We start from the raw sequence: 26,308 nt of genomic DNA on the forward strand, positions 1-26,308 counted from the left end.
CGGAGCAGGGCATAGGCCGGCGCCGACGCGGTTTGTCCCTGAACTCTCCCGAAATTGTCCGCGATCGGTAACGGACGCATCCCCCGGCCGCCGAGCGTCGTCCTGAGAAGTGGTCGCAGGGCGACCGGGAGTCGGTGCGGAACCGCGGAAGAGAGTGGGGGCGGACACATGGCGCGGCACGGTAGTGCGCGGGGCTGGTACGGCAAGCTGGTCGGGGCGGCGCTTGGGGTGACGGTCCTCGCCACCGGGGCCTCGGTGTGGACCGCGCAGGCCGACCCCACGAGCGACTCGCCGCCGAAGGCGAGCACGCCGGCCACTTCCGGCAATGTCGCCAAGCCGGTGTCGGCGATCATCGCGCACGCCTCGGACGCCGGTGCGCGGGGCGTCAACATCACCATCGACGACGGCCCCGACCCCACATGGACCCCTCAAGTCCTCGACGTGCTGCGGGAGTACGGCGTGAAGGCCACGTTCTGCATGGTGGGGACGCAGGCTCAGGCGCACCCGGACCTCGTCAAGAAGGTCGTCGCGGACGGACACCGGCTGTGCAACCACTCCGTCTCGCACAACACCGCCATGGACAAGGCCTCCCAGGCCTACCAGAAGCGGGAGATCCTCGACGCCGAACGCATGATCACCGAAGCGTCCGGAGGCATACGTCCCGTCTACTACCGGGCACCCGGCGGGGCGTTCACCCCCTACAGCCGCAACCTCGCCGCCTCGCGCGGCATGCGTCCACTCGGCTGGAACGTGGACAGCAAGGACTTCGAACGTCCCGGCACCGACGCCATCGTCGCCACCGTCGAACGCGAACTCCGCAACGGACCGACGCTCCTCTTCCACGACGCCGGCGGCGACCGGTCCCAGACCGTCCAGGCCCTGCGCCGGCTCCTCCCCCGACTCAAGGAGCAGGGCTACACCTACGGTTACCCTGTCCGCTGAGGCCCCTGCTGGCGGCGCTCGCCCCGGCAACCGAGACGGTGACGCTGGGCACCGCTGCGCTGATGCCGTTCCTGCGCCGGCCGATCCAGGCCGCGCAGGCGCTCGCGTCGATCGACCTGCTGTCGGGTGGCCGACTCGCCGTGACTGTCGGCGCCGGCTTCCCCGGCCGTTTCGGACGGCCCCTCTACACGCTGTCCGAGGTGCCGTGGGAGCGCCGCTTCGCCCGCCTGGACGAGACCGTCGCGCTATGGCGGGCCCTGTGGGACGGGGCCGGCTCCTTCCACGGCGAGATGCTCCGGTTCGACGGCATCCCGCCGACGACCAGGCCGTACCGGGCCGGTGGCCCGCCCGTCTGGCTCGCCGGCGCGACCCCCGCGGCGCTGGCCCGCACGGGCCGGATGTACGACGGATGGCTTCCCTATCCGCCCGACCCCGCCGACTACGCATCGGGCCTCCGCGACATCCACGCAGCGGCAGCCGACGCGGGGCGCACGGCCGAGGACATCACTCCGGCGCTCTTCGTCACGGTCCGGATCGACGACGACGTCGAGGGCGGCCTTCGAGCACTGGACGACTACGCGCGGGGCACGTACGGCATGCCGTTGCGGGAGCTGGAGAAGATCCAGGCAGTCGTTGCCGGCTCCGCCGAGCAGGTGCTGGAGCGCCTGGGGCGGTACGCCGCCGCCGGTGCCCGGCACATCGTCGTACGCCTCGGAGCCATGGACCTGCGCTCCCAGCGTGACCAGCTCGAACGGGCCGCACACCTGATCTCCGCCGTCCGGAAGGAAGCGCGTCTCCCCTCCCGTCCGGCAGACTCCTGAGCCTGCCGTGACAGCCGCCCGACGCCCCCTCATCTCGTGTGCTGTTCATGCCAGTTGAGGTTCCCTTGAGGTGCAGTTAACGCTCCCCGATTACTTGTCAGTAGCATGCGGCGCGCAGGCCTGCTCGCATCACTGACCACCCATGTCCAGGGGGACCCTTCCGCATGTCCATGCATACCCTCATGCGCGCTTTACGCGTGTCCGCGCTCGCCATGTCCGTGGCGGTCACACTCAGCGCCTGCGGCCAGACGGCAACGCCCGCTCACCCGGCCGACACCGCCGTCGAGAACACCCTGCCCCGAGCGACCCAGCCGGCCGACGGCAGCCTGCCCGCGGCGGCGACCACCGGCAGCCCGAAGGCCGCCAGGGCCGGGAGCCGGCCGACGGCCTCGTCCGCGGGGTCGTCGGCCCGTTCGACCGACGTCGGTGCGGCGAAGGCGCCCGTCATCGTCTCCCGCTCGTCGTCCGGGTCCGGGAAGCCTTCCGTCGTGGACGGCACCCGCGGCCTCAGCCTCGACGCCTACAACCGGCGGACCGGCAAGGCAGTGCTCACGATGCCCGGCGCCGGCAAGGGCACGCCGAGCCCCTCCACCACCGCGGCGGCCGTCGCGGCGGTGCGGCCCGGGCAACTGATCGACAGCCCTCCGTCGGCCGTCGCACCCCAGGGCGCGCTGCTCGCGATCACCGGCGTCGAGCCCGCCGGCGACGGGAGGCTCGAGGTCAGCACCCGTCCGGCTGCCATATCCGAGCTCCTCGGACAGAGCTGGGCCGACATCAAGAGCGCCCTGGACCCGCGAAAGATCCAGGTGATCCCGAAGCTCAAGGACCTCAAGGCGTCCTACGTCCCGAACCCCGACGGCGGCAAGGGTTCAGCCTCCGCCGTGCTGCAGCTGGACGCGAACACCGTCGTGCCCCTGCCTGGCGGCGCCAAGGCCACGCTCGCGGGTTCGGTCTCGCTCGATCCCAGCGTCGCCTTCTTGTACCGAGGCGCCCACGGGATGCTCGCCCCGGAGCAGGGCAAGGTCGGCTTCGACCTGGGCGCGCACGCCGACTGGCGCCTCACCGCCGGCCTCTCCGACTCCACGGAGGTCAGGATCCCGATCGCCACGCTCGCCGCTTCCCCGGTGGTGATGGTCGGCGAGGTTCCCGTCGTCATCGTCCTCAACACCACCGTGTACGCCGTCGCCACCGCCGACGGCACCGTGACCGTCGACACCACCCAGACGTTCGACGGCAGTTGGGCCGTCCACGCCGACTACACCAAGGCCGGCGGCTGGACCTCCACCACCGAGCCGGTCAGCACCAAGGTGTCCCCGGTCAAGGCGACGTTCACCGGCCGCGCCTCGGTCCGTACCGGCCTGACGGCCGAAGGCTCCGTGGCCCTCTACGACGCGGTGGGCCTCAAAGCGACCGTCGAGCCGTACCTGCGTGCGGACGTGGACGGCACGGTCGGCATCGACTCCGGCGACGGCGTACCGGCCGTCCGAGGCAAGGCCTCGCTCTACGGCGGGCTCGACGTGAACGGGGCCGTCCTGGCGCGCATCGCCATCCTGGGGACCCCCCTGTTCGAGAGGGCCATCCCGTTCCGGCTTTACCACGACGAGTGGCGGATCGCGGCCCGCGAGATCGACGCCCCGCTCCCCGGCGCCCGGCCGTCCGCCTCACCGGCGAACTGACCACGCGTCCCTCGACACCAGCCGTTTCACCGGTTGGCCGCTGAGCGGCCGACCGGTGGTTCGGCCGAATGGTTCCTCCTCGCCCCGTGCCGCCCATCTCCGAAATGCACGAGCATGAAGTGCACGGGCAGGCCGTTGACCGGGCTCACGCGGGCTCCCTCGCTGGATCGGGTTCACACCATGTGTCGAACAGGTGCGTCAGCCTGGCACGCGAAGTGCCCAGCTTCTTCTGAGCGCTCCCGCCAGGAGCCCGGCCGCGAGCGAGAAGATCGTCCTGTCCGTCTCCTGCCCGCCTCCTAGACTGGAAGACGTGGTCCGGACCAACGAGGAGGTCGAGGCGCTCCTTCAGGAGTACGCGGACCTCATCGCCATCACCGGGGGCGAGGCGTTCAAGGCGCGCTCCTACGAGAAGGCGGCCCGCGCGATCGGCGGATACCCCCACGACGTGTCCCACCTCGGCGCGGACGAGCTGCGGGAGATCCCCGGCGTGGGCAGGTCGATCGCGGAGAAGGTCATCGAGTACTTCCGCACCGGCAAGGTCGCGGTGGTCGAGGAGCGGCGGGCCGGCATCCCGGCCGGGGTGCGCGAGCTGATGGCCATCCCCACCCTCGGCCCCAAGAGGGCGATGATGCTGTACAAGGACCTGCGCATCTCCTCGGTGGACGAGCTGGCCGACGCCATCAAGGCGGAGAGGCTGCGCGGCCTGAGGGGCTTCGGGGAGAAGACCGAGGCGAACATCCTGCACGGCATCGACCTCATGCGACAGGCGGGAGACCGGATCCTGCTGAGCACCGCCGCGGAGACCGCCGAAGACATCGTCACGGCCCTGTCCGGGATCAGCGGCTGTGAGGACTGCGCGTACGCGGGTTCGCTGCGCCGCATGCGGGAGACCATCGGCGACCTCGACGTCCTCGTCGCCGCCGACCGGTCCGCACCGTTCATGGACGCGCTCACCGAGCTGCCCTCCACCGCCGAGGTTCTCGTCCACGGCGCCAAGAAGACCTCCGTCCGAACGGTCAAGGGGATCCAGGTCGACCTGAGAGTGGTGCGGCCGGATTCATGGGGCGCGGCTCTGCAGTACTTCACCGGGTCGAAGGCGCACAACATCCATACCCGTACGATCGCCGTCCGTTCCGGGCTGAAGCTCTCCGAGTACGGCCTGTTCGACGCGGAGAGCGGACAGCTCATCGCCTCCCGGTCGGAGGAGGAGGTGTACGGCAGGCTCGGTCTGCCGTGGATCCCGCCCCCGCTGCGCGAGGACCGTGGGGAGATCCAGGCGGGTCTGCGCGGCGAGCTGCCCGAGGTCGTGACGGAGGACGACGTCAGGGGCGACCTGCACACCCACACCGACCTCACCGACGGCCTCGCCCCGCTGGAGGAGATGGTGGCGGCGGCCGCCGCGCGGGGTCTCGCGTACTACGCGGTCACCGACCACGCGCCCGACATGGCCATGCAGCGCATGACCGACGAGAAGATGCTGGCCCAGCGCGAGCACGTGCGGGCGCTGGACGGCAGGCACCGCAGGATGCGGCTCCTGCACGGCACCGAGCTCAACATCGACCCCGTCGGGGACGTGGACTGGCCCGACGCGTTCCTCCAGGGCTTCGACATCTGCGTGGCCTCGGTGCACTCCCACTTCGGCCTCGACCGGGACGCGATGACCCGACGGCTCGTCCGCGCCTGCGAGAACCCCCACGTCAACATCATCGGTCACCCCACCACCCGACTGATCGGCAGACGGCCGGGCATCGACGCCGATCTCGACGAGGTGTTCGCCGCCTGCGCCCGTACCGGAACGGCCCTGGAGATCAACGCCCAGCCCGACCGTCTCGACCTGTGCGACGAGGACATCCTGCGGGCCCGGGAGTACGGGGTGAAGTTCGCCGTCGACACCGACGCCCACGCGCTCCCCCACCTCGCGTACCTCCGCTACGGAGTCGGCACGGCGCAGCGCGGATGGCTCACCCCTGACGACGTGATCAACACCTGGCCGCTGCGGCGGCTGCGCACGTTCCTGCGCAAGGACCGAAGCACCTGACGTCCTCAGAGATCCGGGAGCGAGGAGGCCGGCTCCGGGTCCTGAACAGCATGGTCTTACTCGTGGTGGGGTGAATGCCCAGGAACCGTGCCCTCACGGGCAGCGGTGCCGCAGGGGGGAGCCGGGGACCGGAGGGGAACGCCGTTGGACCGCAGCACTTCGCGGACGTTCAGGATCAGGGGGAAGACCTCGTGGTTGCGGTCTTCGCCCTGCTCGTCCCAGGCCCGCTGTTCGGCTTCGACGGCCATGCGGTCCTGGGCGAACACCCGCTCGGTGAACCGTCTGATGAAAGGCCAGGCCAGCCGGAGAACGCCCGGGACTCCCGGTTTCCTGATCATCAGCAGGCCGTAGGCGCGGCATTTGCGCTGGTCGGCGCCCAGTGGGACGTACGCGGTCCAGAGGCGAAGAGCCGGTTGCTCCTCGTTCTCCGGGACCAGGTCGAGGGTCTGGTACGGGTATTCGGTCCGGATGGTCATCACGTCCCGGGAGCCGCTGCCGAGGCCCTCCCCGGAGAGGAGGCCGGCACTGCGGCTGCGCTTTCCGCCCGCGTGACTGAACAGGTACCTGGCCTCGACCGAGTGCGGCCCGGCTGTGTGCCCCAGCAGTTCCGGGTGCAGTCTGCCGACGACGCCCCGGTGGAGGAACTGATGGTTCATGTCGAGCAGGTTCTCGTGCATGAACGAGTAGTGGCAGTGCACGGTCCGGCAGAACGTCATCGTTCTGTACTGCGCGGAAGAGAAGGCGGCGAGGCGGGGCAGCGTGGTGTCGGCCGCCTTGTCCGGGGCTCCCGGGAAGACGAATACCAGTCCGTACGCCTCGCGTACGGGGAAGGCACGGACCCCGCGTGGTGGTCGGGCGTCCCCCTTGGCGAGGTAGGGGATCTCGGAGATGCGGCCGTCACCGCGGTACGCCCAGGCGTGGTAGCAGCAGCGGAGGGCCTCTCCCTCCACCACGCCCATGCTCAGGGGGACCTGCCGGTGGGCGCACCGGTCCTCCAAGGCGTGCACGGCCCCGCTCGCCCCGCGGAAGAGCACGATCCGCTCACCACCGAATGCGGTGGCGTGCGCTCGCCCGCGCCGCACCTCCCGCGACAGCGCGACCGGGTACCAGTAGTCCGGGTTGGCGCCCACGCGCCGCAGATCGGGCATGTCCGCGGCCTGTGGCATGGCACGCCGTGATGACCGGTTGCTGTCGCCCACCGGGATGGGCGACGTGATGCGGCCGTCGGGCGGCGTCTCGGGCATGTGCGCTCCCTCGTTCCGTCAGGTAGGACATCACGCACGCGGGGGCTTCGGCGCGCAGGTTGCAGGTCGAATCGGCGGCACAGGCCTGCCGGATGGCAGACGTGTCCCGACGTTTACAGCCTGTCACCACATTGCCTCGGGCGCCCTGAAGTCCGGTCCGTGCGGGTGACGGGGCCGTCCCATGCCGGGCGGCGGGCGCGAAGCCGTCAGCGGATCTCATTTCTCCCTGTGCGCGTGCGGGCCGACGGGGCGCGCCCCGTACACGCGGTAGGGCTCGGCGTCGGCCCACTTGACGTCCAGGCCGAGGCCGGGGCGGTCGGTCTCGGGGCGCAGTGCGCCTCCGGCGGGCGACAGGGTGCCGTCGAGCAGCAGCTCTTCGACACGCGCGTGGTCGTGGAAGTACTCCAGATGCCGCAGCCTGCTCACGGCGCAGAACGCGTGGGCGGAGAGCGCCGGAGCGCAGTGGGCGGACAGGTCGAGATGCCGGGCCGCCGCCAGGCCGGCGACCTCCAGGAGGCCGGTGATGCCGCCGCAGCGGGTCACGTCGGCCTGCAGACAGTCCACGGCGGGGGGTTCCACGAGGTTGACGAAGTCCTGTGAGGTGAAGGCGTACTCGCCGGCGGCGATCTCCAGCCGCTCGGGGCCCCGGTCACGCAGGAGCCGCAGCCCTTCCAGGTCGGCCGAGCTGACGGGCTCCTCGAACCAGCGCACGTCCCACTCCTCGTGAAACCTCCGGGCCCAGTACAAGGCCTCCTTACGGGAGAGCGCGCCGTTGGCATCGGTGAAGAGCTCGACCTCGTCGCCGATCGCCTCGCGCGCGGCCGTCAGGCGCTGCGGATCGCGGTCCGGCTCGCGTGAGGTCTTCACCTTGACCCGCGGGATGCCCTGGTCGACCCAGCCGGCGAGCTGCTCGGTGAGCCGGCCCGGCGGGTAGTTCGTGAAGCCGCCGCTGCCGTACACGGGAACCCGGTCGTGACAGGCGGGCAGCAGGTGCACCAGGGGCAGGCCGAGCAGCCGGGCCTTGAGGTCCCACAGCGCCACGTCGACCGCCGAGCGTGCCATGGCGCCCACCCCGGGCCGGCCGGCGTTTCGGATGTGCGTCCCCATGCGGTACCACAGGGCCGGCGGCGCCAGGACGCCTTGCCCTTCGAGAAGCGGCGCCAGTTGCGAGGCGACGAAGGAGGCGACCGATACGTCTCCGTAGGTGTAGCCGAGGCCGGTGCTGCCGCCGGCGTGGACCCGGACGAGGACCATCGTCGTGGATCCCCATTCCAGCGTGCCGTCCTGTTCCTTGCCGTCGGGGCCGTCGGTGGGCACCTCGAAGGCATGCACGTCGACCGCCTCGACCCGGCACTCCTCCCGTTCCGCTCCCGCCATGCTGCACTCCCTCACGGCTGCACTCCCTCGCGCGTCCCACTGACGTCGTCACAGGTGACCCGTCGGAGAGGGCGGCAAACGAGACGGGGTCCACAGGCTCATCCCCCGGCGCGGCGTCCTCGGCCGGCCGGCCGAGGACGAGCCACTGCGCGCAGAGCATCCGGGTGAACGGCGCGCCGCGGCAGGTTTCACCGCGCCGATGCCTTCCCCCTGGCCGTAGGGCAGGGGGACGCGCCAGTCGAGTACGCTCCCGCCCGCCGCGGTCGGCCGCCCTCGAACCGACAGTTCGCCACCCAGCCGTTCGGCCGTTCGGTGAGGTCGCGCAGTCCACTGCGGGCGGCGCCTGGCGGGACGCCGACGCCGTCGTCGCTCACCGTCACCGCCAGGACGCCGCCCTCGTCAGCCGGGCCGCGGCCTCCGGGTGCTCGACGAACCGACGGGCGCTCTGCAGCGTCATCCCGGTGTCGAACAGGCGAGCCGGGCCAGGGCGCGGACGGCTGCGTCGCGACTCAGCCTCGCCCCTTCGACGCTTTGCCCTCGATGGCCTCGACGACCTTCTTCGCTGTGGCCTTGGCTGAGCCCGGGTTCTGGCCGGTGACGAGGTTGCCGTCGGTCACGACGTACGAGACGAACGGCAGTGTCGCCTTCTCGTAGAGCGCGCCGCGCTGCTTGGCCTTCTCCTCGGCATTGTAGGGGACCAGCTTGTCGACGCGGGCGAGGACCTCCTCGGTCCAGGCGAATCCCGTCATCTTGCGGCCAGCGATGAGGTATGAGCCGTCGGAAAGCCGGGTGTTGAGCAGGCCGCAGTAGCCATGGCAGACGGAGGAGACGATGCCGCCGCGCTCGTAGATCTCGCGGGTGATGTGCTGCAGGCCCTCGCTGTCGGGGAAGTCGTACATCACCGCGTGACCGCCGGTGAAGTAGATCGCGTCGTACTCTGATGGGTCGATCTGGTCCGGGCTCGCCGTGTTCTCGAGCATCGCCATCCTCCCGGGGTCGGCGCGCCAGGCCTTGGCGGTCTTGTCGTAGTTCGGGAACTTCAGCGCACGCGGTTCGAGAGGTACCGCGCCGCCGGCCGGGCTGACAAGCGTCTGCTCGTAGCCGTGTTCCTCGAAGACGTGCCAGGCGTGCGTGAGCTCGGAGAGCCACAGGCCGGTGGCGTGGGACGGGTCGTCGTAGTGACCGACGTTGGTGACGACGTTGAGGACGCGCTTGGTCATGGCTGATCTTCTTTCATGCGGACCGGGATGGCGAGGCGGCGGGCCGCGTCGTGGCGGGTGATCGGTCAGCGGACGCCCAGGGCACGCAGCGTCCTGAACGCCCGGGTCAGGATCCGCGCCCACTGCTCGTACTTCACCGCGCCGGGCGGGGTGAAGCCCCGGAGGCGCTGGTGGGCGACGGTCTGGGCTTCGGTGTACTTGAGCAGCCCGTCGGCGCCGTGACGACGACCGAGGCCCGAGTCGCCCATGCCGCCCATGGGGGCGGCCAACGTCTCGTTGACGGTGCCGGCGTGCAGCCATCGCCACCGCCTCGTCGACCGACCGGTGGCGGTAGATCGACACCACCGGGCCGAACGTCTCGTGGTCGAACAGCGTCATCTGCGGGGTCACGCCGGCCAGAATCGTCGGCTCGTAGAACAGTGGCCCGAGGTCGGACCGGGCTTGCCTCCGGCCGGCACGGTCGCGCCTTTCGATACCGCGTCGTCGACGTGCGAGCTGACAGTCTCGCGCTGCGACGGGGTGGACGACAACGTCTTCGACAGCTCGAGGTTCGCGGCCTGCTTTCCCGACTTCCCGGTCACGAGCTATCGGGAGGGAGTGGAACGGATCCTCGCCGGCTGACCCGCCGACAGGTTCTCCTGTCGGCTGACTCGTGCCGCGATGCCGAACCGGCGCCGGTACTCCGACGGCGTGACGCCCGTGGCGCGCTGGAAGAGCGACGGAAGTTCGACACGTCCACGTCGCCGACGCTGCGGGAGATCCGGGCGACCGGCTCGTCGGTCAGCTCCAGAAACTCGCTTGCCTTGGCGATGCGCGCCGCCTGGATGTATTCCGTCGCGGTCAGGCCCGTAGCCTCCTTGAACCGTCGCTGGAAGGTGCGCCGCGGGTGCATGGCCGCTGTCCGCGCAGGGTGCTCGACGGAGTGGGGGGCGTGGAGGCGCGGTCGGGCTCATCGTGTCTTCTCGAAGTCCGTGGTCGGCGCGGCGATGGGCGGCAGACCCTGCCGGGTCTGCCGCCCGTAATCCTGGCTGCGGTCACTCCTGGTGGAGAGCCTCGCGCAGCGCGTCGACGGACAGCTTCCGTGCGACGTTGGTGGCCGGGGTGTCCCGCAGAATGTCCAACAGCATGAAGTCGTGGACGGTCCCGCTGACGCGGACGGCCGTCACCTCGACGCCGGCCTCACGGAGCTTGTTGGCGTAGAGCTCGCCCCCGTCCCGCAGGACGTCCGCCTCCGCCGTGATGACGAGGGCGGGCGGCAGCCCCTTGAGGTCCTCGAGGGTCGCCCGCAGCGGCGAGGCGTACTTCTCCTCGCGCTTGGTCTCGTCGGTCGTGTACGCGTCCCAGAACCACTTCATCCCGTCGCGCGTGAGGTAGTAGTGCTCCGCGAACTGGTGGTAGGACTGCGTGTCGAAGTCCGGCCCGGTCACGGGGTAGAGCAGGATCTGCGCCTTGAGCGCGAGCCCGCCTCGGTCCTTGTTCATCTGCGCGAAGACCGCGGACATGCATCCGCCGACCGACTCGCCGGCGACGGCGACGCGGGAGGTGTCGAGGCCGCGGCCGGCGCCGTTCTCCTGCAGCCACTGGCCGACGGCGTAATTCTGCTCGACCTGCGTGGGGTACCCCTTCTCGGGCGCCCAGTCGTAGACAGGGAAGACGCCGGCGGCACCGGCCCCGACGGTGAGCTCGCGGAAGAGGCGGTCGTGGGTCTTGTCGTCGCCGAAGACCCACCCGGCGCCGTGGATGTAGAAGACCACGGGCAGCGGGCCCGTGGCGCCCTTGGGCTTGATGATGCGGGTGCGGACGGTGCCCCACTGGCCGGCGTCGACATCGACCCACTCCTCGTCGACGTCCGGGCGCTCGACGCCCTCGCCGCTCTGCAGGTCGCTGAGGATCTTGCGCCCCTCCTCGGGCGGAAGCTCGTAGATCCGCGGGTGTGGGTCGGTATCGTCGGCGAGCTTCTTGGCCTCGGGCTCCAGGTAGGGCGTGGTCGGGGCTGGAAGGTCGGTCATCGCTGGTCCTTTCCTCGAAAGCCGGTCGCTTGCCTCATCGACGCTACGGAGGGTCCGCATCCAGGCCGAGTGCCGCGAACGACTCTCTTCGAGGTGATCGCGACACTCGCTCTGAGGTGCGGCCTGGGGAGCGGAAGAATGCGCGAGCCGAGAACGGGAGACCCCGGAGTGCGGCCCGACGGGGGCTCTGACCTCAGCAAGCCCTAGTCGCAGCACAAAGCGGCTCCCCCGATGAGTGCCGCCTCGTGAATGGACATGGCGCACCTCCGGCGGAAGGCGAACCGGCCCGCGAGGCCGTCGGCCCACTCCTCGATCACCGTCCAGTCCCGGTGGTTCCCGTAACGGCATCCAGATCGTCGCGACGCTCAGAGTCCGCGGACGGCACCTCCTCCCCCTCCTCCGCCTCCTCCGCTGACGTCAGGAAGTCCGCGAAGTGTTCGGTCAAGGGCTCGCCCGTGAGGGGTTCCAGGAACAGGAACTGACCCTGCGGGTTGACCTCCAGCCACACCGGTTCCCCCTGCGGGGTCAGCTTCAGGTCGATGATGCCCATGCGCAGACCGAGGCGCCGCAGGACCGTCGTCACCTGACGGTGGAGGGTGTGGGGTACGCGCCACGGGCGGATGGGAACGTCGAGGTCGGGACGCCAGTCCAGTTCGTGTGTCTCGATGAGCGCCGCGTACATCTGCTCGCCGAAACAGTTCAGGCGTATGTGGCGGCGACCCTCGATGTACTCCTGGTAGGTGGCGGGGCAGACCTCGAACGAGGACGCGGGGAAGGTCTCCGGAGAGTCGATGCGCCGGGTCCACAGCGACGGCCCTCGCGCGCCGACCACGGGCTTGACGATGGTCCGGCCGACTTCGCGGGTGAAGGCGACGACCTCGTCGCGTGACTGCGAGACCAGGGTACGGGGCACGCGGAAGCCGGCGTCACGGGCGACCGCGAGCTGGTAGACCTTGTCGGCGGCGCGGTCGGTGGCGTCGGCCGGCGATATCCACTGCCCATGGAAGGAGGCGGCGAGAATGCCGCCCAGGGCGCCCCGGCAGTCGTTGTTGACCAGGCTGCGCTCGTGGGCGCTCGTCGCCCCGGCGGCGACGGTCTGGTCCGCTCTCGGCCGCCGCCACCACAGCACCCGGGCCTCCTCGAGCGCCACACGGGCACCGTCCGCCGTCATCACCGTGGCCGAGCCGAACGCGCCGTCGGAGCGCCAGGACAAGGCCCGCCGGCCGCCGATGCCGTCGCTCTCCACGATGTGGAACTCCCGGCCCCGACGCCGTACCGCGTGCTGGACGGCCAGCGCGTGGAGGTCCTCGTGGACCGAAACGGAAAGGATCACGCCAGACCGCAGTCGTCGCTGTGGCTGGCCTCGCCGTACGAGCAGCCGGTCTCGGACGCCACGCCCGCCAGGTTGTCGGCGACGATCTCCAGTCCGGTCGTCTGACGGACCGACTGCTCCCAGGCCCGGAGCTGCTCGGGTGTCTTGAGTACCACGTAACTGTCGGGCTGGGCACGGAACACGACCGGCGGCGGCATCCTCACGACGTCGTCGTCGTAGCCGTCCAGGGAGTCTCCGAGCTTGAAGTCAGGCATCCTGCCCACCTCGGAATCGGTAGAGACGTGAGGGATCGGGGGAGGCATGCGCTCCCTTCCACGAAACCACCATCGGGATACGGCTGCATGTCGGGATGCGACCGCGGATCAGCCCGCTGGGCGTCGAACCCGACTGTCCTGCATCAGGTCCTGCGTCTCGAAGTCGGCGGTGGCCAGCCACGGCGAACGGTTCCTCGCAGCGATCGGGGTGAACCGCCGGGCTGCGGCCGGCCGACGGGACGCTCAGGGAGACGGGGCCTCCCCACCGTGCGCCGGCCGGTGGCGGACGAGCCCGTCACCGGCCGGCGCGAAACCACGCCGTGCTACCCCAGCCACACACCGTCGCGCATCACGACCCTGCCTCGCAGTTCCGGCACTCCGCGCCAGGCGCGCACTGTCTGCGGCGTCACGCGCAGGTACACGAAGGGGGTCTCTTCCGTACGCGGATCCCAGCCGAACTTTCCTGCGAACGCATCTGCGGCGTCCTGCGGCACTTCCCGCGCGGAAAAGCACGTCGCCTCTCCTTGCAGCAGCACCACGTCGACGGTATCCGGCAGCGCCAGCCGCACACGCGGTTCCGTGCGCACGTTGCGCGCGGTCGCGGATTTCGCGCTGGTACACATCCAAACCGCCTGTCCGTCCCACAGAAACCACAGCGGCACCTGATGCGGGCCGTGCTCGGGATGCGCCGTCGACACCCATATGTCGCGCTCCGAGTCGAGACGTTCGAGGGTGTCGCGCCGTCGCTCCGCCGAGTTGCGGCGATTGATCTCCGTGGTGTGCATGGATGCCGACCCTAGCCAGCGGGGTTCACGGCGCACATGGGGCGCAGGTCCTAAGCCCGGAGGCGGACCGTCGCTCCCGCTCCGGTCGCCCGGCTCGCTCCGCGGGCCATCTCGGCGCGGCGGATTACGGTTTGTGGGTCACCCAGAGCAGTTCCGCCGGCCAGCGGTGTGCCCAGTCGGGCGGGTCGGTTTCGTTGTAGCCGTTGGGTGTTCCCGGTTCGGGCCGCGGCTCGATGAGGTCGTCGATGATGAGACCCGCGCCTCGCAGGACCCTGACCCAGCCGCCGTAGGTGAGTTGATAGCTGGTCGCGCCGTCGCCTTCGGCGATGGTGTTCAGCCCGAAGTAGTCCCGCTGCAGCGTCGTGGTCACGCGGCTGGCGGCTTCGTCGTAGCAGGCTTCGAACCATGGGCTGGCGACGTTGAACACCAGACGCCCGCCTGGGCGCAGGACGCGTGCTGCCTGCGGGACGGCCAGGTGCGGTGGTGCCCAGCTGAGCCCACCGAAGTCGCAGAACACCAGGTCGAAGCTGTCGGCGGCGAAGGGGAGTTGTTCGGCGGCGCCTTGCACCAGCGGGTAACGGGCCGCTCCCATCGCGCGGGCCGCTGCCGTGAGTTGGGCTTCGGACAGGTCGATCCCGACCGCGTGGGCGCCCTCGGCGGCCAGCGCCCTGGACCACTGGCCGGCGCCGCAGCCGAGTTCGAGGACGCGCTTGCCGGTGACGTCGCCCAGGGCGTGCAGGTGCGCGTCGGGGATGGAGTACATGCCCCACAGCCGGGGTTCGGCACCGATTCGCGGGTCGTGCGCGTGCTGGTAGGCGCTGCTGATCCGGTTCCAGAGCCGCCGGTTGGCGGGGATGCTGTCCACGTGCCGACTCCAGCACTGCCAACCGGCGGCGGTCAACACGATTACGGCACTGGCCGGCCCTGCCTTGGTCCGGCCAACCCCCTCCGAAGGAGGCCGCCATGGCTCGCCACGGAGGGCGTGTGCCGACGGGACGCCTGCTTTCCTTGACGCGTGTTGTACGGAAGGAGGCGTCACGCCGCCTCAAGGGCTCTCTGTGGGGAGGCTTCGGCGTGGGTACCATGCGCAACGTCATGCATTGCTAGGGAGTGAATGGTTGTGACCAGCAAGCCGGCCCCCGCGTTCCGAGCGCGGCTCGTCGATCAGGCCAGGTCGGATCTGGAAGCGAACCGTCGACGTCAGCAGGAGCTGGCCGAGAAGGTCAGGTTGCTGAAGCAGGAGGAAGCCCTCCTTGTCGACATCCTCAAGCTCGCCGAACGGTACGAGGGTCTGGCGGAAGCCTCGACTTTGACCGAGCAGCCCCAGGAAGAGGCCGCGTCCACCGGGACGACGTCGCGCCGGGCATCCGCTTCGGCCACCTCCCGTACCCCTTCGCGGCCGACGGCACGAAAGGCACGAACAGCAAAGGCCGCGCGGCCGGCCGCGAAGGGGAAGTCGCGGCAGCCGCTGCTCGGAGACATCCTGATGTCCCTGCTCGCCGGTCATGAGGAGCCGCGCCTGGCGAAGGAACTGCGGGACGAACTGATGGAGAAGCACCCGGACCGCGACCCCACCCCGCAGGTCGTGCGCAACACCCTGGAGTCGCTCGTGGCCAAGGGGCGCATCCGGCGTCACAAGCAGCAGCGGTCCGTGATGTACGCGCTTGCCGAGTCCGCCTGACGCGCACGCGCGGCTCGGTCGCACCACGCGCACACGCCGGCCTGCCCGGTCACGGGCCCGCGTACCGGAGCCCGGTGCGCAAGGCGGTCGAGACGGCCCGCGAGCACGCGGCGGGCTGACCGCCGCTCTCGGCCGTAAGGTGGGACACGTATCTGTCCGCTCGCCTGCGCATGGATGTGAGGGCTTCATGACGACAGCACGCGACCTTCTCATGGTCGTCCTGGACGGGAAGCCCGGCCGGGAGGTGCGTCTGGGCGAGCTGTCGCTCGCACTGGCCGGGGCGGAGCTCGTCGACCTGCTGGGGGCCGACGCGGTCGCGTTGCGGGCGGAACTCGTCGTGCCCGTCGGGGATCCCGTCCCGTCCGATGACCTCCTGGCGCGGGCGCTCGCCTCGCTGCGCCGGGAGGAGCCGTACGAGACGGTCGGTGACTGGCTGTGGCGCAGAGGCGATGGGCTGGCCGAGGCGTATCTCACGGCTCTGGAGGCGGAGGGCGCGCTCACCCGGCGGCGGCGTCGCGGGCTCCCGCTCGCGGACGGTGTGCAGGTCCGGGAGGATTCGCCGGCCCGCCGCCGGGCGGCGGAACTGTGGTCGTCCGGCGACCCGGTGCTCGTAAGTCTCGCCGAGGAGCTGGGTCTGCGCGCCGAGCAGGCGCCGGAACCGGATCGTGTCGAGGCTCTCGACGGCTCGGTGACGCTTGTGCTGGCCGCCGTCGGCGACGCGCTGCTGGAGCTGGAGGGCGTACGGCAGCGGCGGACCGTCGAGCAGGCGGCCTTCGACAACGTGTGGCGCGCCCCCGGCTGACCGGGCCCGTCAGCCCTTGAGGGCGAAGAAGTGCAGGGGCGAGTTCGGCCGGAATCCGACGCGCGGGTGGAGGGGTGCTCCGGCGACGGTCGCGTGCGGGGTGGCGTGAGTGAGGCCGGTGGCGCGGGAGTTGAGGTCCGTGCAGGACGTCCGCGGCCTCGTGCGGGCCTGCGCCTGGCGCCGCCACGCCGCGCCCCGCGCCCCGTTGCCCCGGTGAGTCGTGTGACATGCCGGGGCACGGGGACAGCTTAGGACTCGTCCCGCCGGGGCAGTCGCCAGCCGGCGCGCGGGAAGTGGCAGGTGTAGCCGTCCGGGTAGCGCTGGAGATAGTCCTGGTGCTCGGGCTCGGCCTCCCAGAACGGGCCCGCCGGGGTGACCTCGGTGACCACCGGTCCCGGCCAGAGGCCCGAGGCCTCGACGTCGGCGATGGTGTCCTCGGCGACGCGCCGCTGCTCGTCGTTCAGGTAGAAGACGGCGGAGCGGTAGCTGTCCCCGATGTCGTTGCCCTGCCGGTCCTTCGTGGTCGGGTCGTGGATCTGGAAGAAGAACTCCAGGAGAGCCCGGTAGTCGGTCGCCTTCGGGTCGAAGACGATCTCGACGGACTCCGCGTGCCCGTCGTGGCGGCGGTACGTCGGGTGTGCCAGTTCGCCACCGCTGTACCCGACCCGCGTCGCCAGCACACCCGGCTGCTTGCGGATGAGTTCCTGCATGCCCCAGAAGCAGCCGCCTGCCAGTACGGCCCGTTCCTCGTCGCCGGCCATCGCCCGTCACCGCCCTCTCGTACATCGCGTCACTCGGGTCGGTCTCGCGAGGCCGACCGGTCTGCCTGGGCGTGCCACCTCACCGAAGGACGCGACACCCCTCCAGACTGGCACAGCCTCCATCACCGGTCAAACAGGTGACGAAGGCTGTCCTGGCTGGTTCCGGGGCCGGGCAGTCAGCCCTGGGCGGCGTGCCGGCGCGCCCGGTAGTTGGCCGCCTTGACCCGGTTGCCACACGTCCGCATCGCACACCACTCACGGCGGTGCCCACGCGAGCGGTCGAGATAGACCTGCGTGCACTCCGGACGGGCGCACTCCCGCAGCAGCGCGGCCTCGTCCCCGCCCACCAGCTGCACCGTCTCACGGGCCAGCGCGGCGAGCCCCTGGGCGACCGACCCCGACCGCATGACCCCGTCGGGCGTCAGCCGCAGCGTCACCGGCAGACCGGAGGCGTGCAGGTTCACCTCCGCCACCGACTCCGCCGGCAGGGCACGGCCGTCGAGCCGGGCGGCCACCAGGTCGTAGATCGCCTCGCGCAACTGCACGGCGATCACCACCTCCGCCTCGCTCGCGCCGGGCGGCAGGTCCAGCATCTCCGACTCCATGAACCAGTCGTCGAGGAGCCCGGGCGTGGCCAGCTTCTCCAGCGGGGCAGCGTTGCGCCGTGCCCGCAGCGTGCCGACGAAATCCAGGCAGAGCGTCCCACAGGGAAATGCGTGATTCACGTAACCATACTGACCAGTGACAACATGCATTGCAAACACGCCGCCTCCCCGGACTCCCCCTGCCACCACGGCCCCGACTCCCCCGCTTCCCGGCTCCCCGGCCCGCGTCAGAGGCCGAGGACTCGGACGGCGTTCTCCTTGAGGATCAGCGGGCGGACCTCCGGCTTGATGTCGAGGGCGCCGAAGTCGGCCAGCCAGCGGTCGGGCGTGACGACGGGGAAGTCGGAGCCGAACAGCACCTTGTGCCGGAGGAAGGAACCGGCCGCCTTCACGAGCTGCGGCGGAAAGTACTTCGGGGACCAGCCCGACAGGTCGATGTAGACGTTGGCCTTGTGCGTGGCGATGGAGATCGCCTCGTCCTGCCAGGGCACCGACGGGTGTGCCAGGACGATCGTCAGGCCGGGGAAGTCGGCGGCGACGTCGTCCAGGAGCATCGGGTCGGAGTAGCGCAGCTTGATGCCGCGTCCGCCGGGCAGGCCCGCGCCGATGCCGGACTGCCCGGTGTGGAACAGGGCGGGGACGCCCAGCTCCTGGAGCGCCTCGTAGAGCGGGTAGTGCTCGGGGGCGTTCGGTGCGAACGCCTGGAGGCTGGGGTGGAACTTGAAGCCGCGGACGCCGTGGTCGAGGACGAGCGCGCGGGCCCGGGCGACGGCGTCCGGGCGGTGCGGGTCGACCGAGCCGAACGGGATGAGGACGTCGGGGTGGGCGGCCGCGGCGTCGGCGATCTCCTCGCTGGACAGGGCGGGGTGGCCCAGGCCCGTGGAGGCGTCCACCGTGAAGATCACGGCGGCCATCCGGCGCTCGCGGTAGTGCGCGGCGATCGTCTCGACGGTCGGGGTGCGGTCCTGGCCGGCCCTGAAGTACGCGGCGGAGGCGTCCATCAGCTCGGCGTCGAGCGCGAGGTGGCCGTGGGCGTCCTGCTCCACGTGGACGTGGAAGTCGATCGCGGTGAGGTCGGCGGGGTCGGTGAGGGCGGCGGGGTTCATCGGGGTGCTCACAGGTGTTCGGTCCTCTTCTTCGCGTCGAGGAGGAGGTTCAGGAGGGTGTCGCGTGCGGCGACCAGGTCGGCCTCCGGCGTGCCGGCCAGCTCGTCGGCCACGCCCTGGCTGATCGCGCGCGTCAGTTCGGGCGTGAGACGTGGTGCGCCGAGGTCGGCCCACCATTCCTCCATGGGCGGGCCGAGGTGCTCCAGGACGTGGGCGATGCCGCCGGGGCCGCCCGACAGGTGCTGGTTGAGGAAGGGCCCGAGCAGCGCCCAGCGCAGCCCGGGACCGTGGGCGATGGCGGCGTCGATGTCGGCGACGCTCGCCGCGCCCCGCTCGACCAGGGAGTACGCCTCGCGCCACAGCGCCGCCTGGAGCCGGTTCGCGACGTGGCCCGGGAGCTCCTGGCGCAGCCGGATGGGGCGGCGTCCGAGGTCCCGGTAGAAGGCCATGGCCTCCTCGACGGCCACCGCGGAGGTCCGCTCGCCCGGCACGACCTCGACCAGCGGGATGAGGTGGGGCGGGTTGAACGGATGCCCGACGAGGACCCGTTCGGGATGGGCGGCGCAGGCGCGCTGGATCCGCGACGGCAGCAGTCCGGAGGAGCTGCTCGCCAGGACGGTCCCCGGTGGGGCGGCGGCGTCGAGTACGGCGAAGACCTCGTCCTTCAGCTCGGGGCGTTCCGGGCCGTTCTCCTGGACGAAGCCGGCGTCCGCGACCGCCTCGGCGAGGTCCGTGGTGAAGGACAGCCGCTCCTGGTGGGCGGGGACCGCCGCCCGGAGCCGGGCCTCCGCGCCGGGCGCGGGGTCGGTCGCGACGACCTCGTGCCCGTACTCCAGGAAGAGGGTCGTCCAGGACGCACCGATGACCCCGGTACCGACGACGGCGACTCTCATGACGCGCTCCCGTGCCCGGTGCCGGCCCCTGTGCCGGCACCGGCGCCGCCCCCGGGGAGGGTCCCGGTGCCGGCCCCGGTGCCGGGCCCGGTGTCGGCCCCGTTCTCGGCGGCTCGTCCTTCGGCGGCTCGTCTTCCGGCGGCGAACGCGACGAAGGGGTCCAGGGAGCGCGGGTCGGCCAGGACGTCGGTGCTGGCCACGGACTCGGGTCGGGCGCCGAGGAGGATCCTCTTGACCGGCACCTCCAGTTTCTTGCCGGTCCGGTTGCGCGGGACGGCGGGCACTCGCTCGATGACGTCCGGCACGTGCCGCGGCGACAGCGCCGACCGCAGCGCGCGGGCGATGCTCGTGCGCAGGGCGTCGTCCAGCTCCACCGGTCCGGCGACGAAGAGCAGCAGTTCTCCGTTGCCGCCTTCGGGGTCCTCGATGTGGACGACGAGGCTGTCGTCGACCTCGGGGAGGTCCTCGACGACCGCGTAGAACTCCGCGGTGCCGAGCCGGACCCCGCCGCGGTTGAGGGTGGCGTCGGAGCGTCCGGCGACGATGCAGTGGCCCTCGGGCGCGAACCGTACCCAGTCGCCGTGCCGCCACACGCCCGGATACTCCTCGAAGTACGCGGCCCGGTAGCGGGAGCCGTCGGTGTCGCCCCAGAAGCCGACGGGCATCGACGGCATCGGCTCGGTGATCACCAGCTCGCCCAGTTCGCCGACCACGCGCTCGCCCTTGCTGTCGTAGGCGTACGCGGCGACCCCGAGGCAGGGGCCGGATATCTCCCCGGCGCGCACGGTCTGCAGCGGGCCGCCCTGGAGGATGCCGGTGCACACGTCGGTGCCTCCGCAGCCGACGTTGAGGAGCACCCGCTCCCCGAACTGCTCGGCCACCCAGCGGAATCCGTCGGCGGCGAGCGGGCTGCCCGCCGCGCCGAGCTGCCGCAGCCGCGAGAGGTCGAACTCATCGGCGGGCCGGATCCCGGCCTTGCGGCAGGCCATCAGATAGCCGGGGCTCACGCCCATCAGCGTCGCCCCGGTGTCGGCGGCGATCCGCCATTGCTCCCGCAGGTCGGGGTGGACCGGATTGCCGTCGATCATGACGATGGACGCGCGGACAAGGAGCGCGGACACCAGGGTGTTCCACAGCATCCAGGCGGTCGTGCTGAACCAGAGCATCCGGTCGCCCGGCTTCAGGTCCCAGCTGAGCGCGTTGTTCTTGAGGTGCTCCAGGAGGATGCCGCCGTGCCGGTGCACGATCGCCTTGGGAATGCCGGTGGTCCCGGAGGAGAAGAGCACGAAGAGCGGGTGGTCGAACGGCACGGGCTCGAAGGCGAGTTCCGCGGGTTCCGTCGCTTCCACCGACCCCTCCGGCCGGTCTGGTCGCTCCGGTACGGCGAGCAGCTCGGTCCAGCCCAGGGTGTCGGGCAGGGTGCTCTCCCCGTACGGGACGTGGACGATCCGTTCCACGGTGGGGAGCCGGGCGGCGATCTCCGCCACCTCCGTACGGCGGTCGATGTCGCGGTCCCCGTAGCGATAGCCGGCGACGGTGAGCAGCACCTTCGGTTCGAGCTGGGCGAACCGGTCGACCACGCTGCGGGAGCCGAACTCGGGTGCGCAGGCCGCCCAGACGGCACCGATGCTCGCGGTGGCGAGGAAGGCCACCAGGGTCTCGGGGATGTTCGGCAGGTACGCGACGACCCGGTCGCCCTTGCCGACGCCGAGGCGGAGGAGCCCGGCGCGGGCGCGGGCCACCTGGTCGCGGAGCTCGCCGAAGGTCAGCTCCAGCGGTGCCCTGGTCTGGGAGTGGGCGACGACCGCGACGGCGTCCGCGTCGTCGGCGGACCCCTCGCGTCCGAGCGCGTGCTCGGCGTAGTTGAGGGTCGCGCCGGGGAACCACTCGGTGTCCGGCATGGACTTGCGGCCCAGGGTGGCCGTGGGCGGGGTGTGCGGCCGGACGTCGAAGAACTCCCAGACCGACGACCAGAAGCCGGCCAGATCGGTGACGGACCACTGCCAGAGACTGTCGTAGTCGGGAAAGCGCAGCTGTCGCTCCGATTCCAGCCAGCCGAGGTAGCGGCCGATCTCCGAGTCCGCCCTGACGGTGGGGCCGGGGGTGCTGAGGATCTCGTTCACCGGGCGGCCTTTCCGGTGGTGACCTTCGCGGCGCGGCCGTCCAGGAACGCCCGCATCCGCTCCTGGGCGTCGTCGCTGCCGGCCGCGACGGCCGACATGAGGGATTCGAGCAGGAGGCCGCCGGCCGGCGAGGCCTCGGCGATCCTGGGGAGGGCCTGGAGGACGGCGAAGTTGGTCAGCGGGGCGTTGGCGGCGATCCGGCCGGCGAGTTCGAGGGCCTTGGCGCGTGCCCCGCCCTCGTCGGTGAGGTACTGAGAGAGGCCGGCGGCCTGGCCCTCGGCCGCGTCCAGGACGCGGCCGGTGAGCATCATGTCCGCCATCCGGTGCGCGCCGATCAGCCGCGGGATCCGGACCGAGCCACCGCCGCCGACGAAGATCCCGCGCTGCCCTTCCGGCAGCGCGTAGAACGTGGACTGATCGGCCACGCGGATGTGCGCGGAGGCCGCCAGCTCCAGGCCGCCGCCGATGACCGCGCCCTTCAGCGCGGCCACCACGGGGACCCGTCCGCCCTCGATCGTGTCGAAGACGCGGTGCCACATGAGCGAGTGTTCCAGGGCCTGTTCGGTGGTCCGCTCGGTCAGCTCGCCGAGGTCGAGTCCGGCGGAGAAGTGGTCGCCCTCGGCGTCGAGGACGACGGCCCGCACGTCGGGGCCCGGCTTCCGGAAGAACTCCTCGATGCTCAGCACAGTGGCGTCGTCGAGGGCATTGCGCTTGGCCGGGCGGCAGAGCGTCAGGACCGCCACTCCGTCGCGTCGGTCGATGGAAAGCGTGCTCAAGGGAAGGCTCCTCAATCATCAGGAATCCTGAGTATCGGAGGATGCGCCGCCGCCGGGCAAGGGGTTGAGTTAGAATTTTCGACAGGATTCCTGACGATGGGGATTCGGAAGGTTCCTGGGGAGAGCATGTGAAGGACGTCGCTCCGCCGTCTCTGCTGTACTCGGTGAAGCAGGTCGAACTGGCCACCCGCGCGCGGCTCGACGAACTGCTCAAGCCCTCGGGCGTCACCGCTCTGCAGTACACGGCGCTGACCGTGCTCGAGCGCCGGGACGGCATGTCCGGGGCCGAGCTCGCCCGCAACTCCTTCGTCACGCCCCAGTCCATGTCCGACCTGGTCGGCGCGCTGGAGCGGCGCGGTCTCATCACCCGGTCCCCCGACCCGGCGAGCCGGCGCCGCCACGTCATCAGCCTCACCGGCGCCGGCCGCGACCTGCTGGCCCTGCACGCGACGGCCGTCCAGGAGCTGGAGGACGAGATGCTGCGGGACTTCTCGGCCGACGAGCGCGCGGTCTTCCGCGACCTCCTCAACCGCGCCCGCGCGGCGCTCGCCTAGCCTCTGCCCGACCCCGATCCGCCCGACAGGCCCTGGCCCTTCATGGCCCGTCCGGCAGCCAGCTGCCGTGGAACCCGTACGGGACCCGGGCCGGCAGGTGGACGACGGCGACCGGGTCGGCGGCGAGGTCGGCCGCGTCGAGGACGACCAGGTCGCTGCGGTCGTCGGCGGCGTCGTGGACGTACGTCACCAGCCAGCCCGGCCCGCCGGCGGTCCCGTCGGCCGGGGCGAACACCGCCTCGCCGGGCGTGCGGCCCGGCCCGAAGTCGTGGGCCGTCGCGGCTCCGGTCCGCAGGTCGTACCGGAGCAGTGAGTTGGCGCTGGTCATGTGCCCGAAGTCGGCCTGGCGGCCGGTCAGTCGGTCGTCGACACGGGGGAACTCGCCCGGCCGGTCGTCGCACTGCTCCTCGCGGACGGTCCCGGTGGCCGGGTCGAGGGTCCACTTCCAGAGCACGGCCTCCCGGCTGCCGCTCACGGCCCCGGCACGGTCGCGCCGCCACAGCTCCGGGTAGCGCATGACGTGCACGACGACCGTCCCGTCCGGTGCGTCGTACGCGTTGAGGACGTGGAACACGTAGCAGGGTTCGACGCCGAACCAGCGGACCCGGCCGTGCGGATCGTCCCGGCGCAGCAGGCCCAGCCGTGCCCCGTAGGCGTCGTCCCAGCGGTAGGGCATGCCGGCACCGAGCAGGGCGGGGTCGAAGACCACCGGCAGGTCCATGAAGACGACGTGTCCGGCGGTGAGGCCGAAGTCGTGCATCATCGTCGGCCCGGGCACCTCGACGGGCCGGCTCACGGTCAGTTCGCCGGAGGCGTCGGCCCGGTGGTAGGTGAGGTAGGGGGCGGCCAGGATGCCGTAGCCGAAGAAGTGCAGCTCTCCGGTGACCGGGCAGGCCTTGGGGTGCGCGGTCATCGCGGTGGTCAGCCGGCCGCCGAAGTCGTACGGGCCGACGGTGCCGAGGTCCGGGGCGAGTTCGTAGGGCAGGGCCGTCTCGACGAGGGCGAGGGTGCGGCCTGCGTGCCGGATCACGTGGGTGTTGGCCGGCCCGGCGGCGAGGTCGCGGCGGCCCTGCGCGTCGTACATCCGGGCACCGTCGGTCAGGCGCGTGGTGCGCACCCAGCGGTTGCGGTAGGCGACGGCCCGGCCGCCCTCCAGGCGGACGCCGTGGACCATGCCGTCTCCGAAGAACCAGTGGCCGGAGGCGGCGTCGGCGGGATTGGGGCCGTTGCGCAGGTACCAGCCGGACAGGGCGTCGGGGATCCGGCCGGTGACGGGCAGGTCGTGCGCGGTCAGCTCCTCGGCGACCGGTGCGTAGTTGCCCGTCAGATGGCGAGGCGTGGCGCCGGCGGGACTGGCGGTGGCGGTGCCGGGCGTCTGGGCGTCGGTGCTCATCGGGCGCCCGCCTTGGCCTGCGTGGCGGCGACGTAGCGGCTGGTGAAGAGCATCGGGAGGACGAAGCCGGCCGCCTGGACGAGCGTGGCCGCGGTGGAGTGGCCCTGGCCGGCGTGGGCGAGCAGCGCGAGGCCGGCGGCCGTCAGCGCGAAGGCCCCCGCCCAGACGCCGGTGATGACGGTGTTGGCCCGTACGAAGGGCCGCAGGCCCCACACCTCGCGGGGCGTGCTGCGCTTGGCTATGCCCATGGTGAAGGGCTTGCGGATGAGCAGCGAGACTCCGGCGATCAGGGCCAGGACGCCCGAGGAGAGGGCGGCCGAGTAGCCGTGCACGCCGGAGCCGGGGTCGGCGAAGGCGATACCGGCCAGGACCGCGAAGAAGGCCGCGGAGCCGATCTCGATGATCAGCGCGTCGAAGCCGGCGCCCTCGCGGCGCTGCTGGACGATGATCGCCACCGCAGCGACCAGCGCGGCCAGCGCGCCCCACTGCCACTGGGCGGACGGAATCACCGCGAAGACGATCCACGGCAGGAAGCTGCGCAGGTACGACATCGAAATCCCCCGGTCGGTTGGTCGGTCCGTCGGTTGGTCCGCCGGACTCATGTTCCTGTTGCGACATGGCGAAAGTAGACCTTCCACAACTGACATGTCAAGAGTGGAATGTAGAGTGGGAGTCATGAGCCTTCGACACGCCCTTCTCGGACTCCTGTCAGAGCGCCCCGCCAGCGGCTACGACCTGCTGAAGCGCTTCGAGACCTCACTGGCCAACGTGTGGCCCGCCACCCAGAGCCAGATGTACTCGGAGCTGTCCAAGCTGGCGGCGGCCGGGCTGATCGACGTATCGGCCGAGGGCCCGCGGGGCCGCAAGGAGTACACCCTCACCGACGAGGGGCTGACCGAGCTGCGGCACTGGCTGACCGAGACCAAGCCGCAGCGCAACACCCGCAGCGACATCCTGCTGCGGGTGTTCTTCCTGGGAGTGCTCACCCCTGAGCAGGCTCGGGACTACCTGACCGGGCTTGAGGAGCTGTCCGAGCAGGAGTACGAGAACCTGCGCCGGCTGGAGGCCTCGATCGACTGGGGCGACGACCCGCTGTCGGTGCACGGCCGGATCGCCCTGGAATACGGGCTCCGGTTCAACGCGATGCGCCGGGAGTGGGCGCAGTGGGCCGCGGGGCAGTTGCGCTGACACCGCGGGCGGAGGCCCAGCAGGGCGGAGGCCCAGCAGGGCGGAGGCCCAGCAGGGCGGAGGCCCAGCAGGGTGGAGGCCCAGCAGGGTGGGGGCCCGGACCGCGTACCGGTCCGGGCCTCCGCCTCGGCGAGCGAGGAACGGCAGCGGCGGCCCGCCCGCTGACGCTCAGGCCCGCGCGGGCCGCGCCTTCCTCGCCCCACCGGCCTCCGTGCCCGCCGCCGCGCCCGCCGTCGACACCTGCCAGGCCGCCCGGCCGAGCAGCAGGCACAGCGGCGTGTAGAGCAGCAGGTTGAGCCAGTAGAACGTGTCGGCGGGATCCGCCCAGGCCCCCGTCACCCAGACCAGGCCGACCGCGCCACGGGCCAGCAGTCCGGCCGCCACCGCCCGGCTCCCCCAACGCGGCAGCGCGGCGGGCAGCCGGCGGGCCAGGGCCGGCAGCCGGCCGCCCCGAGCGAGCACCAGCGTCGCGCCGGAGAAGAGCAGTGCCGCGAGCGGGACCAGCCCCTGCGGGGTGAACGGCACCTGGGTGTTGAGCACCAGCTGCGAGAGCCGGGGCGTGCTGTGCACCGGCCAGGTCCGCCCGGTGGCCCAGTACAGGTGGATCAGGCCGTCCGCCGCCAGCACCGCGCCGATCGCGGCGGCCTTGCTGCGGGTCTTCGCCGACTTCACCGGCTTCATGTCGTCACCTCACGGGGTGTCAGGACGCTTGGACACCCGAAGGAGC

Annotated in this window: 27 protein-coding genes and 2 pseudogenes; 8 read left to right on the top strand and 21 right to left on the bottom strand. The window is 71.3% G+C overall.

All coding sequences use genetic code 11. The features are described 5' to 3' along the window. Window positions 1–168: 168 nt before the first annotated feature. The gene (locus ACIRSU_RS00365; protein ID WP_403787443.1) at window positions 169–942 is read left to right on the top strand and encodes a polysaccharide deacetylase family protein; all 774 of its coding nucleotides are present in this window, start codon (window positions 169–171) and stop codon (window positions 940–942) included. Between the two features lie 8 nt (window positions 943–950). Further along, the gene (locus ACIRSU_RS00370) at window positions 951–1,763 is read left to right on the top strand and encodes an LLM class flavin-dependent oxidoreductase (protein ID WP_403789356.1); all 813 of its coding nucleotides are present in this window, start codon (window positions 951–953) and stop codon (window positions 1,761–1,763) included. Window positions 1,764–2,025: 262 nt separating this feature from the next. Here the strand turns inward: ACIRSU_RS00370 and ACIRSU_RS00375 are convergent, their stop codons facing one another. Beyond that, on the bottom strand, window positions 2,026–2,262 hold the full coding sequence (locus ACIRSU_RS00375) for a hypothetical protein (protein ID WP_403787446.1): 237 nt from the start codon (window positions 2,260–2,262) through the stop codon (window positions 2,026–2,028). Here ACIRSU_RS00375 and ACIRSU_RS00380 point away from each other — a divergent pair. Both ACIRSU_RS00380 and polX read left to right on the top strand, forming a co-directional pair. Beyond that, window positions 2,252–3,439 carry a hypothetical protein gene (locus ACIRSU_RS00380; RefSeq protein ID WP_403787449.1) on the top strand — a complete coding sequence of 396 codons (1,188 nt, stop codon included), beginning with the start codon at window positions 2,252–2,254 and terminating at the stop codon, window positions 3,437–3,439. The two genes, ACIRSU_RS00375 and ACIRSU_RS00380, sit on opposite strands and share 11 nt — an antisense overlap. Before the next feature lie 310 nt (window positions 3,440–3,749). After that, complete coding sequence (gene polX, locus ACIRSU_RS00385; protein ID WP_403787452.1) at window positions 3,750–5,477, top strand: DNA polymerase/3'-5' exonuclease PolX; 1,728 nt, start codon at window positions 3,750–3,752, stop codon at window positions 5,475–5,477. Between the two features lie 56 nt (window positions 5,478–5,533). On the opposite strand, the gene ACIRSU_RS00390 is transcribed toward polX, so the two are convergent. From ACIRSU_RS00390 to ACIRSU_RS00435, 10 genes and pseudogenes are all read right to left on the bottom strand, one after another. Further along, window positions 5,534–6,643, bottom strand: coding sequence for a Rieske 2Fe-2S domain-containing protein (locus ACIRSU_RS00390; protein WP_403789357.1), 1,110 nt, complete (start codon window positions 6,641–6,643; stop codon window positions 5,534–5,536). A 294-nt stretch (window positions 6,644–6,937) separates the two neighbouring features. After that, window positions 6,938–8,098: an enolase C-terminal domain-like protein gene (locus tag ACIRSU_RS00395; RefSeq protein ID WP_403787455.1), complete on the bottom strand. Its 1,161-nt coding sequence runs from the start codon at window positions 8,096–8,098 to the stop codon at window positions 6,938–6,940. 509 nt (window positions 8,099–8,607) lie between these two features. Continuing rightward, window positions 8,608–9,318: a type 1 glutamine amidotransferase domain-containing protein gene (locus ACIRSU_RS00400; RefSeq protein ID WP_403787458.1), complete on the bottom strand. Its 711-nt coding sequence runs from the start codon at window positions 9,316–9,318 to the stop codon at window positions 8,608–8,610. A gap of 65 nt (window positions 9,319–9,383) precedes the next feature. Then, window positions 9,384–9,842 (bottom strand): annotated as a pseudogene (locus ACIRSU_RS00405) (aldehyde dehydrogenase family protein); the annotation flags it as partial. 53 nt (window positions 9,843–9,895) lie between these two features. Next, on the bottom strand, window positions 9,896–10,210 hold the full coding sequence (locus tag ACIRSU_RS00410) for a helix-turn-helix domain-containing protein (RefSeq protein ID WP_403787461.1): 315 nt from the start codon (window positions 10,208–10,210) through the stop codon (window positions 9,896–9,898). 142 nt (window positions 10,211–10,352) lie between these two features. Next, window positions 10,353–11,327 carry an alpha/beta hydrolase gene (locus tag ACIRSU_RS00415; RefSeq protein ID WP_403787464.1) on the bottom strand — a complete coding sequence of 325 codons (975 nt, stop codon included), beginning with the start codon at window positions 11,325–11,327 and terminating at the stop codon, window positions 10,353–10,355. Between the two features lie 313 nt (window positions 11,328–11,640). Next, the gene (locus ACIRSU_RS00420; protein WP_403787467.1) at window positions 11,641–12,660 is read right to left on the bottom strand and encodes a RimK family alpha-L-glutamate ligase; all 1,020 of its coding nucleotides are present in this window, start codon (window positions 12,658–12,660) and stop codon (window positions 11,641–11,643) included. Next, on the bottom strand, window positions 12,657–12,914 hold the full coding sequence (locus ACIRSU_RS00425) for a hypothetical protein (RefSeq protein WP_403787470.1): 258 nt from the start codon (window positions 12,912–12,914) through the stop codon (window positions 12,657–12,659). Before ACIRSU_RS00425 ends, ACIRSU_RS00420 begins: the two co-directional genes overlap by 4 nt. A gap of 323 nt (window positions 12,915–13,237) precedes the next feature. Further along, a complete protein-coding gene (locus tag ACIRSU_RS00430; RefSeq protein WP_403787473.1) occupies window positions 13,238–13,699 on the bottom strand; it encodes a pyridoxamine 5'-phosphate oxidase family protein in 462 nt (153 codons plus the stop codon). Window positions 13,700–13,823: 124 nt separating this feature from the next. Further along, window positions 13,824–14,564 (bottom strand): class I SAM-dependent methyltransferase, encoded by a 741-nt coding sequence (locus ACIRSU_RS00435; protein WP_403787476.1) that lies wholly within the window; start codon window positions 14,562–14,564, stop codon window positions 13,824–13,826. A gap of 255 nt (window positions 14,565–14,819) precedes the next feature. Here ACIRSU_RS00435 and ACIRSU_RS00440 point away from each other — a divergent pair, with 255 nt between their 5' ends. Together ACIRSU_RS00440 and ACIRSU_RS00445 are read left to right on the top strand one after the other, a co-directional pair. Then, window positions 14,820–15,380 carry a hypothetical protein gene (locus ACIRSU_RS00440; RefSeq protein WP_403787479.1) on the top strand — a complete coding sequence of 187 codons (561 nt, stop codon included), beginning with the start codon at window positions 14,820–14,822 and terminating at the stop codon, window positions 15,378–15,380. Between the two features lie 187 nt (window positions 15,381–15,567). After that, entirely contained in the window at window positions 15,568–16,182 is a 615-nt protein-coding gene (locus ACIRSU_RS00445; protein WP_403787482.1) for a GPP34 family phosphoprotein, read from the top strand. A 9-nt stretch (window positions 16,183–16,191) separates the two neighbouring features. Here ACIRSU_RS00445 and ACIRSU_RS00450 read toward each other — a convergent pair. The 7 genes and pseudogenes from ACIRSU_RS00450 to ACIRSU_RS00480 form a co-directional block, all read right to left on the bottom strand. Then, window positions 16,192–16,311: pseudogene (locus ACIRSU_RS00450) on the bottom strand (GNAT family N-acetyltransferase); the annotation flags it as partial. 119 nt (window positions 16,312–16,430) lie between these two features. After that, window positions 16,431–16,943 carry a peptide-methionine (S)-S-oxide reductase MsrA gene (gene msrA, locus ACIRSU_RS00455; RefSeq protein WP_403787485.1) on the bottom strand — a complete coding sequence of 171 codons (513 nt, stop codon included), beginning with the start codon at window positions 16,941–16,943 and terminating at the stop codon, window positions 16,431–16,433. Between the two features lie 176 nt (window positions 16,944–17,119). Further along, on the bottom strand, window positions 17,120–17,668 hold the full coding sequence (locus ACIRSU_RS00460; RefSeq protein ID WP_403787488.1) for a CGNR zinc finger domain-containing protein: 549 nt from the start codon (window positions 17,666–17,668) through the stop codon (window positions 17,120–17,122). A 107-nt stretch (window positions 17,669–17,775) separates the two neighbouring features. Then, the gene (locus ACIRSU_RS00465) at window positions 17,776–18,654 is read right to left on the bottom strand and encodes an amidohydrolase family protein (protein ID WP_403789358.1); all 879 of its coding nucleotides are present in this window, start codon (window positions 18,652–18,654) and stop codon (window positions 17,776–17,778) included. 8 nt (window positions 18,655–18,662) lie between these two features. Beyond that, entirely contained in the window at window positions 18,663–19,547 is an 885-nt protein-coding gene (locus ACIRSU_RS00470) for a 3-hydroxyacyl-CoA dehydrogenase NAD-binding domain-containing protein (protein WP_403787491.1), read from the bottom strand. After that, window positions 19,544–21,670, bottom strand: coding sequence for an acetoacetate--CoA ligase (locus tag ACIRSU_RS00475; protein ID WP_403787494.1), 2,127 nt, complete (start codon window positions 21,668–21,670; stop codon window positions 19,544–19,546). The genes ACIRSU_RS00470 and ACIRSU_RS00475 overlap by 4 nt, the downstream gene beginning before the upstream one ends. Continuing rightward, a complete protein-coding gene (locus ACIRSU_RS00480; RefSeq protein WP_403787497.1) occupies window positions 21,667–22,446 on the bottom strand; it encodes a crotonase/enoyl-CoA hydratase family protein in 780 nt (259 codons plus the stop codon). The genes ACIRSU_RS00475 and ACIRSU_RS00480 overlap by 4 nt, the downstream gene beginning before the upstream one ends. 128 nt (window positions 22,447–22,574) lie before the next feature. Here ACIRSU_RS00480 and ACIRSU_RS00485 point away from each other — a divergent pair, with 128 nt between their 5' ends. Then, window positions 22,575–23,000, top strand: coding sequence for a MarR family winged helix-turn-helix transcriptional regulator (locus ACIRSU_RS00485; protein WP_403787500.1), 426 nt, complete (start codon window positions 22,575–22,577; stop codon window positions 22,998–23,000). 40 nt (window positions 23,001–23,040) lie between these two features. On the opposite strand, the gene ACIRSU_RS00490 is transcribed toward ACIRSU_RS00485, so the two are convergent. Next, a complete protein-coding gene (locus ACIRSU_RS00490; RefSeq protein ID WP_403787503.1) occupies window positions 23,041–24,393 on the bottom strand; it encodes a carotenoid oxygenase family protein in 1,353 nt (450 codons plus the stop codon). Next, window positions 24,390–24,944, bottom strand: a complete 555-nt coding sequence (locus ACIRSU_RS00495; protein WP_403787506.1) for a hypothetical protein — start codon at window positions 24,942–24,944, stop codon at window positions 24,390–24,392. The genes ACIRSU_RS00490 and ACIRSU_RS00495 overlap by 4 nt, the downstream gene beginning before the upstream one ends. Window positions 24,945–25,068: 124 nt before the next feature. On the opposite strand from ACIRSU_RS00495, the gene ACIRSU_RS00500 reads away from it, so the two are divergent. Beyond that, window positions 25,069–25,581, top strand: a complete 513-nt coding sequence (locus ACIRSU_RS00500) for a PadR family transcriptional regulator (protein ID WP_403787509.1) — start codon at window positions 25,069–25,071, stop codon at window positions 25,579–25,581. A 168-nt stretch (window positions 25,582–25,749) separates the two neighbouring features. Here ACIRSU_RS00500 and ACIRSU_RS00505 read toward each other — a convergent pair whose 3' ends face one another. After that, complete coding sequence (locus ACIRSU_RS00505; protein ID WP_403787512.1) at window positions 25,750–26,262, bottom strand: DUF3995 domain-containing protein; 513 nt, start codon at window positions 26,260–26,262, stop codon at window positions 25,750–25,752. Between the last annotated feature and the right edge of the window lie 46 nt (window positions 26,263–26,308).

Source organism: Streptomyces sp. NPDC101160 (assembly GCF_044768205.1).
GTDB lineage: Bacteria > Actinomycetota > Actinomycetes > Streptomycetales > Streptomycetaceae > Streptomyces.

Excerpts from the sequence above, each read along its gene's own strand:
- ACIRSU_RS00415 (WP_403787464.1), bottom strand. The coding sequence starts at position 11,327 with ATGACCGACCTTCCAGCCCCGACCACGCCCTACCTGGAGCCCGAGGCC.
- ACIRSU_RS00400 (WP_403787458.1), bottom strand. The coding sequence starts at position 9,318 with ATGACCAAGCGCGTCCTCAACGTCGTCACCAACGTCGGTCACTACGAC.
- ACIRSU_RS00390 (WP_403789357.1), bottom strand. The coding sequence starts at position 6,643 with ATGCCACAGGCCGCGGACATGCCCGATCTGCGGCGCGTGGGCGCCAAC.
- ACIRSU_RS00430 (WP_403787473.1), bottom strand. The coding sequence starts at position 13,699 with ATGCACACCACGGAGATCAATCGCCGCAACTCGGCGGAGCGACGGCGC.
- ACIRSU_RS00505 (WP_403787512.1), bottom strand. The coding sequence starts at position 26,262 with ATGAAGCCGGTGAAGTCGGCGAAGACCCGCAGCAAGGCCGCCGCGATC.
- ACIRSU_RS00470 (WP_403787491.1), bottom strand. The coding sequence starts at position 19,547 with ATGAGAGTCGCCGTCGTCGGTACCGGGGTCATCGGTGCGTCCTGGACG.
- ACIRSU_RS00395 (WP_403787455.1), bottom strand. The coding sequence starts at position 8,098 with ATGGCGGGAGCGGAACGGGAGGAGTGCCGGGTCGAGGCGGTCGACGTG.
- ACIRSU_RS00365 (WP_403787443.1), top strand. The coding sequence starts at position 169 with ATGGCGCGGCACGGTAGTGCGCGGGGCTGGTACGGCAAGCTGGTCGGG.
- ACIRSU_RS00425 (WP_403787470.1), bottom strand. The coding sequence starts at position 12,914 with ATGCCTGACTTCAAGCTCGGAGACTCCCTGGACGGCTACGACGACGAC.
- ACIRSU_RS00495 (WP_403787506.1), bottom strand. The coding sequence starts at position 24,944 with ATGTCGTACCTGCGCAGCTTCCTGCCGTGGATCGTCTTCGCGGTGATT.
- ACIRSU_RS00410 (WP_403787461.1), bottom strand. The coding sequence starts at position 10,210 with ATGCACCCGCGGCGCACCTTCCAGCGACGGTTCAAGGAGGCTACGGGC.
- ACIRSU_RS00490 (WP_403787503.1), bottom strand. The coding sequence starts at position 24,393 with ATGAGCACCGACGCCCAGACGCCCGGCACCGCCACCGCCAGTCCCGCC.
- ACIRSU_RS00465 (WP_403789358.1), bottom strand. The coding sequence starts at position 18,654 with ATGAACCCCGCCGCCCTCACCGACCCCGCCGACCTCACCGCGATCGAC.
- ACIRSU_RS00445 (WP_403787482.1), top strand. The coding sequence starts at position 15,568 with ATGACGACAGCACGCGACCTTCTCATGGTCGTCCTGGACGGGAAGCCC.
- msrA (WP_403787485.1), bottom strand. The coding sequence starts at position 16,943 with ATGGCCGGCGACGAGGAACGGGCCGTACTGGCAGGCGGCTGCTTCTGG.
- ACIRSU_RS00500 (WP_403787509.1), top strand. The coding sequence starts at position 25,069 with ATGAGCCTTCGACACGCCCTTCTCGGACTCCTGTCAGAGCGCCCCGCC.